Source organism: Mycobacterium sp., assembly GCF_029961025.1.
GTDB lineage: Bacteria > Actinomycetota > Actinomycetes > Mycobacteriales > Mycobacteriaceae > Mycobacterium.
In genome coordinates this window covers 34,743-50,973 of record NZ_JASBVP010000001.1, presented here as the reverse complement: position 1 = coordinate 50,973, position 16,231 = coordinate 34,743, and the positions used below count along the sequence as shown (strand labels likewise).

At 68.0% G+C, this 16,231-nt stretch carries 17 protein-coding genes and 1 tRNA gene; 11 read left to right on the top strand and 7 right to left on the bottom strand.

The window, feature by feature from the left end; genetic code table 11:
• Positions 1–21: 21 nt before the first annotated feature.
• From QJR12_RS00295 to QJR12_RS00275, 5 genes are all read left to right on the top strand, one after another.
• Positions 22–810 (top strand): alpha/beta hydrolase, encoded by a 789-nt coding sequence (locus QJR12_RS00295; RefSeq protein WP_300574963.1) that lies wholly within the window; start codon positions 22–24, stop codon positions 808–810.
• Positions 811–875: 65 nt separating this feature from the next.
• The gene (gene menD, locus QJR12_RS00290) at positions 876–2,534 is read left to right on the top strand and encodes a 2-succinyl-5-enolpyruvyl-6-hydroxy-3-cyclohexene-1-carboxylic-acid synthase (protein ID WP_300574961.1); all 1,659 of its coding nucleotides are present in this window, start codon (positions 876–878) and stop codon (positions 2,532–2,534) included.
• Positions 2,535–2,565: 31 nt separating this feature from the next.
• Positions 2,566–3,045 (top strand): DUF3592 domain-containing protein, encoded by a 480-nt coding sequence (locus tag QJR12_RS00285; protein ID WP_300575142.1) that lies wholly within the window; start codon positions 2,566–2,568, stop codon positions 3,043–3,045.
• A gap of 152 nt (positions 3,046–3,197) precedes the next feature.
• Positions 3,198–4,325 (top strand): glycosyltransferase family 1 protein, encoded by a 1,128-nt coding sequence (locus QJR12_RS00280; protein ID WP_300574959.1) that lies wholly within the window; start codon positions 3,198–3,200, stop codon positions 4,323–4,325.
• A 61-nt stretch (positions 4,326–4,386) separates the two neighbouring features.
• Entirely contained in the window at positions 4,387–5,079 is a 693-nt protein-coding gene (locus QJR12_RS00275) for a demethylmenaquinone methyltransferase (RefSeq protein WP_300574957.1), read from the top strand.
• Between the two features lie 17 nt (positions 5,080–5,096).
• On the opposite strand, the gene QJR12_RS00270 is transcribed toward QJR12_RS00275, so the two are convergent.
• Both QJR12_RS00270 and menJ read right to left on the bottom strand, forming a co-directional pair.
• A complete protein-coding gene (locus tag QJR12_RS00270; protein WP_300574955.1) occupies positions 5,097–5,441 on the bottom strand; it encodes a DUF732 domain-containing protein in 345 nt (114 codons plus the stop codon).
• A gap of 99 nt (positions 5,442–5,540) precedes the next feature.
• Complete coding sequence (menJ, locus tag QJR12_RS00265) at positions 5,541–6,767, bottom strand: menaquinone reductase (RefSeq protein WP_300574953.1); 1,227 nt, start codon at positions 6,765–6,767, stop codon at positions 5,541–5,543.
• A 15-nt stretch (positions 6,768–6,782) separates the two neighbouring features.
• Between menJ and grcC1 the strand changes: the two genes are divergently transcribed.
• The 3 genes from grcC1 (at position 6,783) to QJR12_RS00250 (ending at position 9,853) form a co-directional block, all read left to right on the top strand.
• Positions 6,783–7,790 (top strand): nonaprenyl/(2E,6E)-farnesyl/geranylgeranyl diphosphat synthase, encoded by a 1,008-nt coding sequence (grcC1, locus tag QJR12_RS00260; RefSeq protein ID WP_300574951.1) that lies wholly within the window; start codon positions 6,783–6,785, stop codon positions 7,788–7,790.
• Positions 7,791–7,894: 104 nt separating this feature from the next.
• Positions 7,895–8,755 carry a zinc metalloprotease HtpX gene (htpX, locus tag QJR12_RS00255; RefSeq protein WP_300575140.1) on the top strand — a complete coding sequence of 287 codons (861 nt, stop codon included), beginning with the start codon at positions 7,895–7,897 and terminating at the stop codon, positions 8,753–8,755.
• A gap of 69 nt (positions 8,756–8,824) precedes the next feature.
• Positions 8,825–9,853, top strand: a complete 1,029-nt coding sequence (locus QJR12_RS00250) for an LLM class flavin-dependent oxidoreductase (protein ID WP_300574949.1) — start codon at positions 8,825–8,827, stop codon at positions 9,851–9,853.
• Here the strand turns inward: QJR12_RS00250 and QJR12_RS00245 are convergent.
• The 3 genes from QJR12_RS00245 to QJR12_RS00235 form a co-directional block, all read right to left on the bottom strand.
• The gene (locus QJR12_RS00245; RefSeq protein WP_300574947.1) at positions 9,850–10,875 is read right to left on the bottom strand and encodes an NAD(P)H-dependent glycerol-3-phosphate dehydrogenase; all 1,026 of its coding nucleotides are present in this window, start codon (positions 10,873–10,875) and stop codon (positions 9,850–9,852) included. The two genes, QJR12_RS00250 and QJR12_RS00245, sit on opposite strands and share 4 nt — an antisense overlap.
• A gap of 71 nt (positions 10,876–10,946) precedes the next feature.
• On the bottom strand, positions 10,947–12,464 hold the full coding sequence (locus QJR12_RS00240; RefSeq protein WP_300574945.1) for an NAD(P)/FAD-dependent oxidoreductase: 1,518 nt from the start codon (positions 12,462–12,464) through the stop codon (positions 10,947–10,949).
• A 146-nt stretch (positions 12,465–12,610) separates the two neighbouring features.
• Positions 12,611–13,102, bottom strand: coding sequence for a YajQ family cyclic di-GMP-binding protein (locus QJR12_RS00235; RefSeq protein WP_300574943.1), 492 nt, complete (start codon positions 13,100–13,102; stop codon positions 12,611–12,613).
• 140 nt (positions 13,103–13,242) lie between these two features.
• Between QJR12_RS00235 and QJR12_RS00230 the strand changes: the two genes are divergently transcribed.
• Positions 13,243–13,875 (top strand): cation diffusion facilitator family transporter, encoded by a 633-nt coding sequence (locus tag QJR12_RS00230; RefSeq protein WP_300574941.1) that lies wholly within the window; start codon positions 13,243–13,245, stop codon positions 13,873–13,875.
• Between the two features lie 54 nt (positions 13,876–13,929).
• Positions 13,930–14,012 (top strand) — tRNA-Tyr (locus tag QJR12_RS00225).
• Positions 14,013–14,131: 119 nt separating this feature from the next.
• Here the strand turns inward: QJR12_RS00225 and QJR12_RS00220 are convergent.
• Entirely contained in the window at positions 14,132–14,335 is a 204-nt protein-coding gene (locus QJR12_RS00220) for a cold-shock protein (protein ID WP_300574939.1), read from the bottom strand.
• Between the two features lie 475 nt (positions 14,336–14,810).
• Between QJR12_RS00220 and QJR12_RS00215 the strand changes: the two genes are divergently transcribed.
• Positions 14,811–15,455 (top strand): DUF5994 family protein, encoded by a 645-nt coding sequence (locus QJR12_RS00215; protein ID WP_300574937.1) that lies wholly within the window; start codon positions 14,811–14,813, stop codon positions 15,453–15,455.
• 2 nt (positions 15,456–15,457) lie between these two features.
• Here QJR12_RS00215 and QJR12_RS00210 read toward each other — a convergent pair whose 3' ends face one another.
• Positions 15,458–16,021, bottom strand: coding sequence for a sigma-70 family RNA polymerase sigma factor (locus QJR12_RS00210; protein WP_300574935.1), 564 nt, complete (start codon positions 16,019–16,021; stop codon positions 15,458–15,460).
• Positions 16,022–16,231: the final 210 nt, after the last annotated feature.

The following is a 16,231-nucleotide window of genomic DNA, read 5'->3' as shown; positions in this document are numbered from 1 at the left end:
CCGGCAGTACCCTTCGTCTCCGTGACCGACTTGGCTTACGACGACCGCGGATCCGGCGAGCCCGTGGTTTTTATCGCCGGCAGCGGCGGCATGGGACGCACCTGGCATCTGCATCAGGTCCCGGCGTTTTTGGCCGCCGGATACCGCGCCATCACCTTCGACAATCGCGGGGTGGGCGCCACCGAGAACACCGACGGCTTCACGACGCAGACCATGGTTGCCGACACCGCGACGCTGATCGAGACCCTGGGCGCGGCTCCGGCGCGCATCGTCGCGGCCTCGATGGGCGCGTTCATCGCCCAGGAACTCATGCTCACCCGGCCCGACCTGGTCAGCGCCGCCGTGCTGATAGCGACCCGGGGGCGCCTGGACCGCGCCCGGGAGTTCTTTCACACCGCCGAGGCCGAACTGTGCGACTCCGGAGTTCGGCTGCCGAACTCCTACGATGCGAAAGTCCGTCTGCTGGAAAGCTTTTCACCGAAGACCCTGAACGACGACAGTGCCGTCGCCGACTGGATCGCGATGTTTACCATGTGGCCGAACAAGCTCACCCCGGGCCTGCGCTGCCAGCTCAACGTCACCCCCCGGGACAACCGGCTGTCGGCCTACCGAGCCATTACCGCGCCGGTGCTGGTGATCGGCTTCGCCGACGACGTGATGACCCCGCCGCACCTGAGCCGCGAGGTCGCCGACGCCATACCCAACGGCCGCTACCTGCAGATACCCGACGCCGGGCACCTGGGTTTCGTCGAGCGGCCGGAGGCGGTCAACGCCGCCGCGCTGCAGTTTTTCGCCGACGCGCCGGGGTGAGTCAGCGCGGCTTCCCGGCGACCCGCCGGGGCCGCGCCCTCGCCGGTGTGTGCCACGCTGGGGTGGTGAACCCGTCCACCACCCAGGCCCGTGTCGTCGTCGACGAGCTGATTCGCGGCGGCGTCCGCGATGTGGTGCTCTGCCCGGGCTCGCGCAACGCCCCGCTGGCGTTCGCGCTGCAGGACGCCGACCGTTCGGGGCGGATCCGGCTGCATGTGCGTATCGACGAGCGCACCGCGGGGTATCTGGCCATCGGGCTGGCGATCGGAGCCGGGGCACCGGTGTGCGTGGCGATGACCTCGGGTACCGCGGTGGCCAACCTCGGCCCCGCGGTGGTGGAGGCCAACTACGCCCGGGTGCCGTTGATCGTGCTGTCGGCCAACCGGCCCTACGAGCTGCTCGGCACCGGCGCCAACCAGACCATGGAGCAGCTGGGCTATTTCGGCACCCAGGTCCGGGCCACCATCAGCCTGGGCCTGGCCGAGGACGCGCCGGAGCGCATCGAGGCCCTCAACGCGACGTGGCGCTCGGCCACCTGCCGGGTGTTGGTGGCCGCCACCGGCGCGCGCACCGCTAATGCCGGCCCGGTGCACTTCGACATCCCGCTGCGCGAACCGCTGGTGCCCGACCAGGAACCCGATCCCGCCGGCACCCGCACCCCGGCGGGACGGCCCGGCGGGGCGCCGTGGACCTACACCCCGCCGGTCACCTTCGACCAGCCGCTTCAGATCGACTTGTCCCGGGACACGGTTGTCATCAGCGGACACGGCGCCGGTGCGCACCCCAACCTGGCGGGCCTGCCGACCGTCGCCGAGCCGACGGCACCCCCTGCGGACAATCCGCTGCATCCCTGGGTGCTGCCGCTGCTGCACCCCCAGCAGGTGATCATGCTCGGCCGCCCGACGCTGCACCGCCCGGTGGCGGCCCTGCTGGCCGACCCGTCGGTGCCGGTGTACGCGCTGACGACCGGGCCCCGCTGGCCGGACGTGTCGGGGAACTCGCAGGCCACCGGCACCCGGGCGGTCACCACCGGAACGCCGAACCCGGCGTGGCTGCGCCGCTGCGCGGAACTGCACCGGCATGCGATCACGGCGGTGCGCTCGCAGCTCAGGGCCCACCCGCTGACCACCGGGCTGCACGTGGCCGCGACGGTGGCCGACGCGTTGCGCCCGGGGGACCAGCTGGTGCTGGGCGCGTCCAACCCGATTCGCGACGTCGCGCTGGTCGGGTTGGACACCCACGGCATCGCGGTGCGCTCCAACCGCGGTGTCGCCGGGATCGACGGCACCGTGTCGACCGCCATCGGGGCTGCGCTGGCCTACGAGCGCGCACCCGGGCGCGGCGGCGTCGCGCCCCGTACCATCGCGCTGATCGGCGACTTGACCTTCGTGCACGACAGTTCCGGGCTGCTGATCGGACCCACCGAACCGGTGCCGCAAAACCTGACGATCGTGGTGTCCAACGACAACGGCGGCGGCATCTTCGAACTGCTCGAGCAGGGCGATCCGCGGTTTTCCGACGTGTCTGCCCGGATCTTCGGCACCCCCCACGATGTCGACGTGGGGGCACTGTGCCGCGCTTACCATGTGGACAGCCGCCAGATCGAGATCGACGACCTGGCGGCCGCCCTCGACGAGCCGTGCGCGGGCATGCGGGTACTGGAGGTCAAGGCGGATCGGTCCTCGCTGCGACGGCTGCACGCCGCCATCAGGGCCGCGCTGTGAGGATGCCGTGAGGATTGGCTCGCTAAAAGTATTGTGGCGCATTCTGATTCATGGGCGCATCGACGGCGCTCACGACACCCCCCGCGTCTTGCGCTGGATCCGGGTCGGGGTGCTGATCGCGGTCGCGCTGGTCACCCTGCAAGCGGTGCTGCTGGTGGCCGGGGCGCGGCGCAACGACCTGGCCATCGAGCACAATATGGGTGTCGCGCAAGCCGAAGTGCTCAGTGCCGGGCCGCGGCGCTCCACCATCGAATTCGTCACCCCGGACCGGGTCACCTACCGGCCCGAACTGGGGGTGCTTTACCCCTCCGAATTATCCACCGGGATGCGGATTTACGTGGAGTACGACAAGCGCGACCCCAACCTGGTGCGGGTCCAGCACCGCAACGCCATGCTGGCGATCGTCCCGGCGGTGTCCGTCGCGCTGGTGGGCTGGCTGATCGCCGGACTGGCGCTGGTTGCTTTGGCGGTGGTCGAGAAGCGGCTGGACCGTGAGGTTGACGGTTCTTAGGGTTTCGGCGGCAGCACCAAGGCTGATCGGGCTAGGCAGTAGTCCGGCGACGACCCAAACGACAATAGCTACCTCGTAGTTGGCGCCCGAAGTTCAAAGGCTGTATGCCGGGCGGCAACCTAATCGACAGCCGGCGCTGACACGGTGATGGCGTGCGCGTCGCCATCGTCGCCGAGTCCTTCCTCCCCGATGTCAACGGCGTCAGCAACTCGGTGGTCCGCATTCTCGAGCATCTGCGCCACACCGGGCAGGAAGCCCTGGTTATCGCGCCCGACACCCCTCCGGGTAAGCCTCGCGCCGAGCGGGTGTACGACGGTATCCGGGTGCACCGCACACCGTCGCGGATGTTTCCCAAGGTGACCACGTTGCCGCTCGGTGTGCCCACACCCCGAATCCTGCGAGTGCTGAACGGATTCGGCCCCGACGTGGTGCATCTGGCGTCCCCGGCGCTGCTCGGCTACGGCGGGATGCTGGCGGCACGGCGCCTGGGGGTGCCGACGGTTGCGGTATTCCAAACCGACGTCGCGGGTTTCGCGGCGAGCTACGGCATTGGGCCGCTGTCGCGGGCGGCGTGGGCGTGGCTGCGCCACCTGCACCGGCTTGCCGACCGCACCCTGGCGCCGTCGACGTCGGCAATGGAAAGCCTTGCGGCCCATGGTATCCCACGGGTGTATCGGTGGGCACGCGGTGTCGACGTGGTGCAATTCGCGCCGTCGGCGCGAGACCAGGCGCTCCGGCGCCACTGGTCGCCGCACGGCAAGCCGATCGTCGGCTTCGTGGGCCGGCTGGCACCGGAAAAACATGTCGATCGGCTGGCGGCGCTGGCGGGCGACAGCACCGTCCAGGTCGTCATCGTCGGCGATGGGGTCGACCGCGCCAAGCTGCAATCGACAATGCCCACTGCGGTTTTCACCGGCGCGCTCTACGGCGACGAGCTCGCCGCGGCGTATGCCAGTATGGACGTTTTCGTGCATCCCGGCGAGCACGAGACGTTTTGTCAGGCCGTGCAGGAAGCGCTGGCGTCGGGGCTGCCGGTGATCGCCCCCGACGCCGGCGGACCGCGTGACCTGGTCAGCCCGCGGCGCACCGGATTACTGCTTCCCGTCACCGAGTTCGAGGCGCGGCTGCCCGCCGCGGTCGCCCACCTGCTCGACCGGCGGACACGCTATTCGGTGGCCGCGCGGCGCAGTGTGCTGCATCGCAGCTGGCCCACGATTTGCGAGGAGTTGCTCGGCCACTACGAGGCGGTGCGAGGCGGCCGGCGGGCCGCGGCCGCCTGATGCGTCGGGTATCCGGGACAAGCTCGGGTAGCGTCGGGATAAACCGGGTAGCGTCGGGGTAATGCGCCGCACGACCCTGGACAAGAATCCCCGCGAGGTGGCGTCGATGTTCGACGCCGTCGCACCCCGCTACGACCTGACCAACACCGTGCTGTCGCTGGGCCGTGACCGCTACTGGCGGCGCGCCACCCGGCTGGCGCTGCGGATCAGGCCCGGGGAAAAGGTTCTGGATCTGGCCGCGGGAACCGCCGTGTCGACCGCCGAACTGGCCAAGTCGGGTGCTTGGTGTGTGGCCGTGGACTTCTCGGTCGGCATGCTGGCCGCCGGCACCGCGCGCTACCTGCCGAAAATCGCCGGTGATGCCACCAGGCTGCCGTTCGGCGACGCGGTGTTCGACGCCGTGACCATCAGTTTCGGGCTGCGCAACATCGCCGACCCACACGCGGCGCTGCGCGAGATGGCCCGCGTCACCCGCCCCGGCGGCCGGCTGGTGGTGTGCGAATTTTCCACGCCGACCACCCCTTTCCTCGCCACCGGGTACAAGGAGTACCTAATGCGGGCGCTGCCGGCGGTGGCGCGGGTAGTGTCCAGCAACCCGCAGGCCTATGCGTACCTCGCGGAATCGATCAGGGCCTGGCCCGACCAGGCGACGCTGGCGGGCCTGATGTCGCGGGCCGGCTGGTCCGCGGTGCGCTGGCGCAATCTCACCGGCGGCATCGTCGCCCTGCATGCCGGCTACAAACCGGAACGCTAGCGGCACGGCCGCCGGAATCAGCCCGGATGCGCCCCGGCCTCTTGCAGCCGCGGTGCCAGCGCGGGGCAGTAATGGCCGATAGCCGCGCCGAGGAACTGCAGCGACTGGCCTTCGGTGGTGCCGCGCGGGAGGTTGTGCTGCAGGAACGTCGCCGATTGGTAGGCATTGGCGTCCACGCCGGTGGCCAGCCTCTCGCAGGCGATCTTGGCCAGCCAGGCGTTGTAGTCCTGGGAGCCGTAGATGCCGAACCGGTTGATCTGGTCCTCGAATTGGGTGTCGTAGTCATCGGCGTGCGCCGGCACCGCCAGCACGACCGCTGCGGCGGCGGCGCTGACGACGGCGGCGAGCCTCGTTGGCCTCATGGGCTGGATCGTACCTCCCCAACGGATCCGGGCCGGCCGGCCGCCCGGAACGGCGGGTGCGGGCGAACGGTGGGCGGCGAATCGGCCTAAAGCCGAGCCTCAGCTGAACGGTGGCCGGCGATCCGCCAACCGCGACACCACCCCGCCGGCCCGCCACACCCGCGCGACCCAGTCGACGTCGTCGTCGTTGACCAGGTTGGCCATCACCCGCACGGCGACCCGCATGATCGCGGGGGAGCGGATCGCCACCGGACCGGTCGTGGGCAGGAAGCGCTGCAAGGTCAGCAACACCGCCAGCCGGCGCGCGACCGAGAACGCCCGCCCATAGTGGTGCGCCAGCACCGCCGGCCACGCCCGCGACAGGTCCCCGGAGCCCAGCAGCTCGGCGGCCAGCCGGCCGGCTTCCAGCCCGTAGTCGATGCCCTCGCCGTTGAGAGGGTTGATGCAGGCCGCGGCGTCACCGACCAGCATCCAGTTCGGCCCGGCCACCCCCGACACCGCGCCGCCCATCGGCAGCAGCGCCGACGACATCGCCCGCGGCTGGCCGGTAAATCCCCAGGTGTCGCGGCACAGGTCGGCGTAGTGACACATCAGCGAGCGCAGCCCCAGGTCGGCGCGCCGCTTCGCGGTCGACATCGCGCCCACCCCGATGTTCACCTCGCCGTTGCCCAGCGGGAAAATCCACCCGTAACCGGGCAGCACCACGCCCGCGGGGGAGCGCAGATCCAGTTGAGCCGTCAACCAGGGCTCGTCGCTGCGCGGGGAGGAAAGATACCCTCGCGCGGCAACCCCGTACACCGTGTCCCGATGCCATCGGCGTCCGAGTTTGCGGCCCAACGGGGAGCGGGCGCCGTCGGCCACGACGAGCTCACCGCAGCTCACCCGCGAGCCGTCGGCCAATAGCACCGCGCTTACCCTTCCTTTCGAATCATGTTGGACACCAATTGCTTTCACTCCCAACTGCATCCGCGCTCCGGCCTCTTCGGCGACTCTGCGGATGCGGTCGTCGAACTCGACGCGGGTAACCGCGCTGCCGGTCGACGGGAATGACGGGCCGGGCCAGTCCACCAGCAGCTCGCGGCCGAATCCGCTCATTTTCAAGCCCCGATGACAAATTCGGGCCCGCAGCCACTCGCTGAGGCCCAGCCGATGCAGTTCCACCACCGCGCGGGGGGTCAGCCCGTCACCGCAGGTTTTGTCGCGGGGGAAGCCGGCCGAGTCGATGACCAGCACGTCGCGGCCCGCCCGGGCCGCCCAGGCCGACGCCGCCGACCCGGCCGGACCGGCACCCACCACGACCACGTCGGCTTTGGTGTCCATGGGCACCAGTATGTTGGTCGGGTGAGGACTCCGGCGACGGTGGTGGCGGGCGTGGATTTGGGTGACGCCGTGTTCGCCGCGAACGTACGCGATGGCGTCGCGCGGATCGAGCGGCTGGTGCGGGCCGAACTGCGCGGTTCCGACGACCTGCTGACCGATGCGGTGCTGCACCTGTTCGAGGCCGGCGGCAAACGGTTCCGGCCGTTGTTCACGGTGCTCTCCGCGCAACTCGGCCCGACGCCCGACGCCGGGGAGGTGGCCGTCGCCGGCGCGGTCATCGAGCTGGTGCACCTGGCAACCCTGTATCACGACGACGTGATGGACGAGGCACAGGTGCGCCGCGGCGCGCCCAGCGCCAACGTGCGCTGGGGCAACAATGTCGCGATCCTGGCCGGCGACTATCTGTTCGCGACGGCATCGCGGCTGGTGGCCCGGCTGGGGTCGGAAGCGGTGCGGGTGATCGCCGAAACGTTTGCCCAGCTGGTGACCGGGCAGATCCGCGAGACCCGCGGGCCCGGCGAGGGAGCCGACCCGATCGCGCACTACCTGCAGGTGGTGCACGAAAAGACCGCCTGCCTGATCGAGGCGGCGGGCCGGTTCGGCGCGATGTTTTCCGGCGCCGACGACGAGCAGGTCGAACGGCTGGGCCGCCTCGGCGGCATCATCGGCACCGCGTTTCAGATTTCCGACGACATCATCGACATCGACAGTGACCCCGACGAGTCGGGCAAGCTGCCCGGCACCGACCTGCGTGAGGGGGTGCACACGCTGCCGGTGCTCTATGCGCTGGCCGAAACCGGGCCGGACGCCGACCGGCTACGCGAGTTGCTGGCCGGCCCCATCGGCGCCGATGCCGTGCTGGCCGAGGCGCTGACACTGCTGCGCGCCTCGGCGGGCATGGCCAAGGCCAAAGACACCGTCGCCCGGTACGCGGAGCAGGCCCGCCGGGAACTGGCCGCGCTGCCCGACGTCCCCGGCCGCCATGCCCTGGCAGCCCTGGTGGACTACACCATCAACCGGCACGGTTGAGCACGGTTGAGTTCGTGGATCTCTGCGGTCGGAACCGCGGCGGTCACCCCGCGCGTTTAACCGCCGAGAGCATGTGGGTTCCTGACGAGAAAGGCAAGCACCTGATGACCTGGCATCCGCATCACAACAGTTTGAAGACGTTCGCGCTGCTGGTCGGGATGTCGGCGCTGATCGTGTTCATCGGGGGGCTGTTCGGCCGGACGGCGCTGTGGCTGGCGGTGCTGTTCGCCGTGGGGATGAATGTTTACACCTACTACAACAGCGACAAGCTGGCGCTGCGGGCCATGCACGCCCAGCCGGTTTCCGAAGTGCAGGCCCCGGTGATGTACCGCATTGTGCGGGAGCTGGCCACCGCCGCCCACCAGCCGATGCCGCGGTTATACATCAGCGACACCGCCGCGCCCAACGCGTTCGCCACCGGCCGCAACCCGCGCAACGCCGCGGTGTGTGCCACCACCGGCATCCTGCACATCCTCAACGAGCGCGAACTGCGAGCCGTGCTGGGCCACGAGCTGTCGCACGTCTACAACCGCGACATCCTGATCTCGTGTGTCGCCGGGGCGATGGCTTCGGTGATCACCGGGCTGGCCAACATGGCCATGTGGGCCGGGATGTTCGGTGGCAACCGGCAAGGCGACAACCCGTTCGCGCTGCTGCTGGTTTCGTTGCTGGGCCCGATCGCGGCGACGGTGGTGCGGCTGGCGGTGTCCCGCTCGCGGGAGTACCAGGCCGACGAGTCGGGCGCGGTGCTGACCGGGGACCCACTGGCGCTGGCGTCGGCGCTGCGCAAGATCTCCCAGGGGGTGGAGGCGGCTCCGCTGCCGCCGGAGCCGCAACTGGCCAGCCAGGCGCACCTGATGATCGCCAACCCGTTCCGCGCCGGCGATCGGATCGGCTCGTTGTTCTCGACACACCCGCCGATCGCTGACCGGATTCGCCGGCTCGAGGCGATGGCACGCGGCTGAGGCAGCGCGTTTCGGCAGCACCCCCGGCCTTTCGGCAGCACCTCCGGCCGGCGGGTTCTAATAGGGGCCGTGAGCACGTACGGTGTTGCGATCCTCAGCCCCGACCTCAACGCACTCGCCGCGACCGCGGATGCCGCCGACCGCGCCGGATTCGACGCGGTGTGGGCCTCGGAATTCTATTCCCGCTCCGGAAGCATCTCGATGGCGGCGATGGCGCTGGCCACGCGACGGTGCCGGGTGGGTTCCTCGATCCTCTACGGCATCGGCCGCAGCCCGCTGGTGCTGGCCACCGAGGCCCGCGACCTCGACGAGCTGTCCAACGGGCGGGTGGTGCTCGGAATCGGCAATGGAACCAAGCGGATGATGAGCGACTGGCACGGCGTCGCCGACACCTCCGCGCCGGCGCTGCGGATGGAGGAACTCGTCCCGCTGGTGCGCCGGATCTGGAATTTGCACGAGGGACCGATTCACCATGAGGGTCGCTTCTACCGGATGAACCTGGTGCCCACCGAAGCGGTGAAGCCTCCGCAGCGCAGGATTCCGATCATCACCGCCGGCGTGCGTCCCCGGATGTGCGAAGCCGCCGGGCGGGTCGCCGACGGCCTGGCCGGCCACCCGCTGTTCACCACCACCTATGTCGAAGAGATCGTGAAGCCCGCCATCGCGAAAGGCGCCGAGCACGCCGACCGGGACCCCAAGGACGTCGAGATCATCTCCATGGTGATGTGCTCCATCCACGACGACCCCGAGCTGGCCCGCCGCGAACTCGCCCAGCAGATCGCCTTTTACGCCTCGGTCAAGACCTATGACACGGTGCTTGACGTCAACGGTTTCACCAGGGAAGGCCAAGCGATTCGGGATGCCTTCGCCCGGCGGGACTTTGCCGCGATGTTCGACGCCGTCTCTGATGACATGATCGACACCATGGGGGTGGCCGGCACCGCCGATCAGGTGCGCGACGGGCTGCGCCGCTATGAGGGCGTGCTGGATCACATCATGCTCTACGCCCCATCGATCGGCATCCCCGCCGAACGTGTCCAGGAGAACCTGAATTCCCTGATCACCGAGTGTGCTCCCGGCGTGATGAACCGGCGCTAGAACCCGGTGCCGTGGACTTCGTCTCCCGGGGTCTCGACCATCAGCCCGCGATAGGCCTGCTCGACGGTCGAGCCGTGGTTGATCACGGCGTCGACCTCGCGCGCGATCGGCATGCTGAGCCCGTATTTGTCGGCGAACTCCATGATGACGCCGACGGCCTTGACCCCCTCGGCGACCTGGTTCATCGAGGCGATGATCTCCTCGATCGGTTTGCCCGCGCCGATTTGCTCGCCGACGTAACGGTTGCGGCTGCGCTGGCTGGTGCAGGTGACGATCAGATCACCGATCCCGGCCAGGCCGGCGAAGGTGTCGCGGCGTCCGCCCATAGCCTCACCGAGCTTGGACATCTCGCGGATCGAGCGGGCCATCACCATGGCGCGGGTGTTCTCCCCGATGCCCAGCGAGTAGCCCATGCCGACGGCGATCGCGTAGACGTTCTTCAGCGCGCCGGCCATCTCGACGCCCACCACATCGTCGGTGGTGTACACCCGAAAACGCTTGGTGCGAAACAGTTGCGCAAGCCGCGCGGCCAGGTGCTGATCGGGCATCGCCAGCACCGCGGCGGCCGCATAGCCCTCGGCCACCTCGCGGGCGATCGTCGGCCCGGCCAGGATGCCGGCCGGATGCCCGGGCAGCACCTCCTCGACGATCTGGGTCATCCGCATATTGGTGCCCTGTTCGAGCCCTTTGACCAGTGACACCACCGGCACCCAGGGCCGCAGCTCGGCGGCCAGCTCGGTGAGCACCCGGCGGAACCCGTGCGAGGGCACCCCCATGACGACGACGTCAGCGCAGCGGGCCGCCTCGGAGAAGTCGGTGGTGGCGAGCAGGGTGTCGCTGAGGACGATGTCCTTGCCGAGATAGCGGGTGTTGCGGTGGTTTTCGTTGATGTCGTTGACGGTTTGCTCGGACCGCGCCCACTGCAGGGTGGGGCCGCGGCGGGCGCAGATGGACGCGACGGTGGTGCCCCAAGAGCCCCCACCGAAGACGACGACCTTCGGGACGCGCATCGCGGGTGTCATGGCATCAGAGTATTGCCGGCACCCGGTGTTTACCGGAGGTTTGCGAATAGCGGCACCGTCCGGGAGAAGTTCTACGACGCGGACCGCGCCCGCTCGCCGACCCGGCCGAACACCATCGCCTCGGTGATCCGGTCGAACCGGTAGTCGATGGCGTCGGCGAAGTAATTCTGCCGAACATGCCACGGCCGCCTGGTGCCCGACTTGGGCAGCGCATGCGGCGACCGCAGCACGTAGCCGGCCTGGATGTCCCAGGACGGTTTTTCGGGCATCGGCTCCCCGCCGCGATCCGGGTAGGCATGCGTGTAACCATGAGACTTCATGTACGCCAACAGTTTCGCTGTGGCCCGAGCGGTCATGTCGGCGCGCAGCGTCCACGAGGCGTTGGTGTAGCCCACGCACCAGAACAGGTTGGGCACCCCTTCGAGCATGTGCGCCTTGTAGACGAAGCGGTCCTGCGGTTTGATCTCCGCCCCGTCGAGGCTGAGGGTCACGCCGCCGAGCGCCTGCAGCTGCAGGCCGGTGGCGGTGACGATGATGTCGGCGTCCAGGTGGGTTCCGGATTTCAGGACGATGCCGGTGTCGTCGAAGTAGTCGATGTGGTCGGTGACCACCTCGGCACGGCCCTCGCTGATCGTCCGGTAGAGGTCGGCGTCGGGGATCAGGCACAGCCGTTGGTCCCACGGTCGGTAACGCGGTTTGAAGTGGGTGTCGACGTCGTAGCCTTCGGGCAAATTCTTCACCGCCATCCGGCGCAGCAGCCACTTCATGAAGGCCGGGGTCTTGCGCGCCAAAATCCAGACCACACCCTCTAGCAGCGCATTGAACATCCGAAGGATCGGATGGGCCAGCCTGCGCGGCAACACTTTCCGCAAGACGTCGGCAAATAGGCTATAGCGTGGCGCCGCAATCAGATAGGTGGGCGAGCGCTGCAGCATGGTGACTTTCGCGGCCCGCGCGGCCAGCGACGGGATCAGCGAGATCGCCGTCGCCCCACTGCCGATCACCACCAGTCTTTTGCCCGTGTAGTCCAGGTTCTCCGGCCAGTGCTGGGGGTGCACGACGATTCCCCCGAACCGCTCGATGCCCACGAACTCCGGGGTGTAGCCCTCGTCGTAGTTGTAGTAGCCGGACCCGAAGAACACAAACCGCGAACGATAGCGCTTGGTCGCGCCGTTCTGTTCAGCGCTGATGATCCAGGTGTCGGTGGATGAGTCCCAGTCCGCCGAGCGCACCTGGCTGTTGAACCGGATATGACGGTCGATACCGTACTTCTGAGCGGTGGCAATCAGGTACTCGCGGATGTGGACACCGTCGGCGACGCCCTCTTTGCGGGTCCACGGCTCATAGGGGAAGCACAGCGTGAAGATGCTGCTGTCGGAGCGCACCCCGGGGTAGCGGAACAGATCCCAGGTGCCGCCGATCTGCCCACGGCGCTCCAGGATCACGTAGCCGATGGCGGGATCGCGCTCGGTGATGCGGTAGGCCGCCCCCAATCCGGAGATGCCGGCGCCGATGATGATCAGGTCGAAGTATTCGGTATCCGCCTCGAGCGGCGCGCGCTCCGTGGCTTCCTGGGCTGTCACGGACATCGTGAACCTCGCTTTTTCGAGCGGCAGCGTCGCCTTTACGATAGCAACCCACCGGTTGATTGGGCCAGGCGCGGCGGCGGTCGCCCGGCCTGGGCCGGCCGGTGCGAGGCCCGCCTCGCGGCGCACGATACGGGCGCTGAATCCGTTTAGCGGTAGTTGACGAACTGCAGCGCGACGTCCAGGTCGGCGTTCTTCAGCAGGGCGATAACGGCCTGCAGGTCGTCCTTCTTTTTGCTGGAGACGCGGAGCTCGTCGCCCTGGATCTGGGTCTTGACGCCCTTGGGGCCCTCGTCTCGGATGAGCTTGGTGATCTTTTTGGCGTTTTCGGCGCTGATGCCCTGCCTGAGGGTGCCGGTGACTTTGAAGGCCTTGCCCGATGGAGTGGGCTCACCGGCCTCGAAGGCTTTCAGGCTGACGTCGCGGCGGACCAGCTTCTCTTTGAACACGTCCACCGCGGCCCTGACACGCTCTTCGGTCGTGCTGGTCAGCTCGACGGTCGACTCGCCTTTCCAGGCGATCTTGGTATCGGTGCCGCGGAAGTCGAAGCGGGTGGCCAGCTCCTTGGCCGCCTGGTTGAGAGCGTTGTCGACCTCCTGCCGGTCGACCTTGCTGACGACGTCAAACGAGGAATCCGCCATTGAAACCGTTCCCTGGGACAGAGTTTTCTGGATTTTTCTGGATCTTCACCGACGCCCATTCTTCCCGAGTCCGCGGTGAGGCGTTTCGGAAGGCGGTGCCGATTCTTCGTGAGCATTGGCGGCGGGCATACGATTGGCCGATGTCAAGGCCCAAGCGCCTGGCGCTCGTGCTGGCATTGAACCTGTTTCTGGTCGCCGGCCTGGTCGGAGTGGGGATCGGTGCTCACTCGCTGGGAGTATTAGCGGCCGGCGGCGATTACCTTGCCGACGCGGCGGCGATCGGTCTTTCGCTGTTTGCTATCTGGTTATCACGCCGACCGCCGACTCCTCGGCGGCCGGGCGGCTATCGCAACGCGACCGATGTGGCCGCCCTGGTGAACGGCGGTTGGCTACTGGTGCTGAGCGCGGTGATCATCGCGACCGCGATCCGGCGTCTGCTGGCCGGCGCACCCGAAATCGTGGCACTGCCGGTGCTGATTGCGAGCGCTGTCGCCGCAGTGGTGATGCTGGCCGGCGTCCTGATCCTCGGCGGCGGCGTCGACCGTGAGGACGGTGGCGAAGACCTCAATATGAAGGCGATCATGCTGGACACGGCGGCCGATGCCGCCGCTGCCGGTGGGGTGGCGATCAGCGGTGCCGTCATCCTGGCGGCCGGCGGCTGGTTTTGGCTGGATCCCGTTGTGGCTCTGGTTATCGCGGCGGTAGTCGGCTATCACGCGGTGAACTTGCTGCGCAAAGTCCTCACCGCGCTCCGGCCCCAGCCCGACCCATAGCCCGGGTCATGGCCGTGTGTGCCCGGTCAGCCCGATCGTTGTACCCTGCTAAACGGCAGGTTGCCCGAGCGGCCAATGGGAGCGGACTGTAAATCCGTCGGCGTACGCCTACGCAGGTTCGAATCCTGCACCTGCCACCGGACTGATCGCGTGCGAGATGCCGTCGAGAACGTCGACACGACACGGGTTGCGGTCATCTCAACGCAGGTGGGCTGGCAGGACACTGCCTGCCAGCCCACAAGTCGCGAAAAGATCGCTAAACGAGTGTCACTCCCACCGCCTGGGGCCCCTTGGTCCCGTGGCCGACGTCAAATTGAACCCGCTGGTTCTCCTCCAGCGACCGCAAACCGGTCCCACGGATTTCCGTGTAGTGCACGAACACATCTTTTGTGCCGTCGTCAGGAGCGATAAAACCGAAGCCTCTCTCGCTGTTAAACCATTTCACAGTTCCCTGTGCCATACTTTTCAACTTCTCTCATTCAGAATGGATGTACGAAAAACATCCTGATGCAGTGTAGCACGAACAAAAAGACGCGCCCGCGCCCCGAGCGTGGGTGGCAATTATTGTCCACAATTTATTGTCCACTATTGTGGACGCTGGGCGCCTTGCGGTTTCCCGGCGAGTTTTCTCCTATTTTCCGGTTTGCAGGGAAGCCGTCTGAATAATGAGCGTGGGTGCGCGGTGGTCGCTTCGTGCTCGGTGAATCGACGGGGTGCACTGCGGGTGGCCCCCGCTCGCGGCTCGGCCCGCCGTGACGGTATCCACGCGACCCGCAGGGGTGTAGCGTCGACGGTGAACGTTTCGTAGCCAGCGGTGATCCTCGGACGTGCTGTCGGACGATAACAACCATCTGCACCCGGATTTGGTTGTCGAGCCCACTCATGCACCGAGTCAACCTCGAAGTGAAGGAATCGTCTATGGATCACCGAAAGTCATGCGCTTTTCGCCTTGGGGAGAAACCGATTTCATCGACCGCAGCCTCGAAATCCGGTGGGTGTACCCGTTTTCCGCGCTGCGAACCGGCCGGTGCCGCCGCGGGGATTTCAGCGCCATGAACAGCGCGGCTCACGGCCGGCGCTTGGCCAGCCCGGTGCGCCTCACCCTGGCGAGTGAACTGGGCGAGCGGCTTGACGGAGCGTGGTGGCCGCGCACCGGCTCGATAGCCCGCGAGCTTCCCGAACTGATCGACGCCCTGTCCACACGATTGGGTCGGATCATCGATATCAGCGTCAACTGGTCACCGCTGGAGGGTTCGCCGGACCTGGACTCGCTGAATCGCCCGCGAATGGCGGATCCTTGCAGGGCGGCGGGCCGCCAGCGCTTGATGCTGATCACCGGCAGCCGGGCTTCGGCGAATCTCCTGGTGGTGCCGTGCCGAACCTCCAGCGCGCTGGCGGTGATGGTGTTGCGCCTAGCCGCCGCGTTCACGATCGAGCCGGCGGACCGGAGCACCCAGGCCTTTCGGACCGCCGGTGAGATTGTGCGCATCGCGCGTGCCGAAAGTGCCCGGTGTGCGCTACGCCCACGTGGACCAGGATTGGCGCGCGTTGTCGCCGCGGATTCAGCCGAAGGCGAGTAATCTCAGCCGGCTTCGGCGCAGACGTCGCGGGCCTGCAGGAGTTCCTCGCGGGCCCGGGCCACGCGGGAGCGGATGGTGCCCACCTGACACCCCATGACGTCGGCGGCTTCCGCGTAGGACATCCCGATCACCTGGGTGAGCACCAGCGCCTCGCGCTGCTCCGGGCACAACGCATCCAGCAGCAGGTTCAGCTCGACGATGTCCTCGTGGCCGCAGGAGCGCCGGGCCGCCGCCCGGTCGGCGGCGGCCGCCCAGTCCGCATGCGGGGAGATCCGCGGGCGCGCCATTTCCCGGCGGGTGTGATCGATGCTGACCCGGCGGGCGATCGCCAGCAGCCAGGTGCGCGCGCTGGACTGGCCGCTGAACCTGGGCAGGCTGGTGATCGCGCGCAGGTAGGTTTCCTGGGCGAGGTCTTCGGCGGTGTCGGCGCCGGACAGATGCGCCAGAAAACGCCACAGGTCGTGCTGCGTCGCGCGCACGAATTCCGCCAGCGCGTCCCGGTCACCACGCCCGGCCGCCAGCGCCAGCTCGGTGGTCTGGCAATCGGGGATCTCTGGGGTGCTCACAGCAGCAGCCTAAACCGAAATACCGCTGGTGAAACCGCCACAACCCGGAAATACTCATGGTATTCATTCGATATTCGCGTGGGTTCACGCAGTGGATACCACCGCCGTGCCCCGGATACTTCGACACCACTACCGGTAGGGCAGAATCGGGGCATGAATCCCCGCCGTTGCACCCGGGTGGCGCCGGTCGGCGCGCCCCCACCGGTCTCG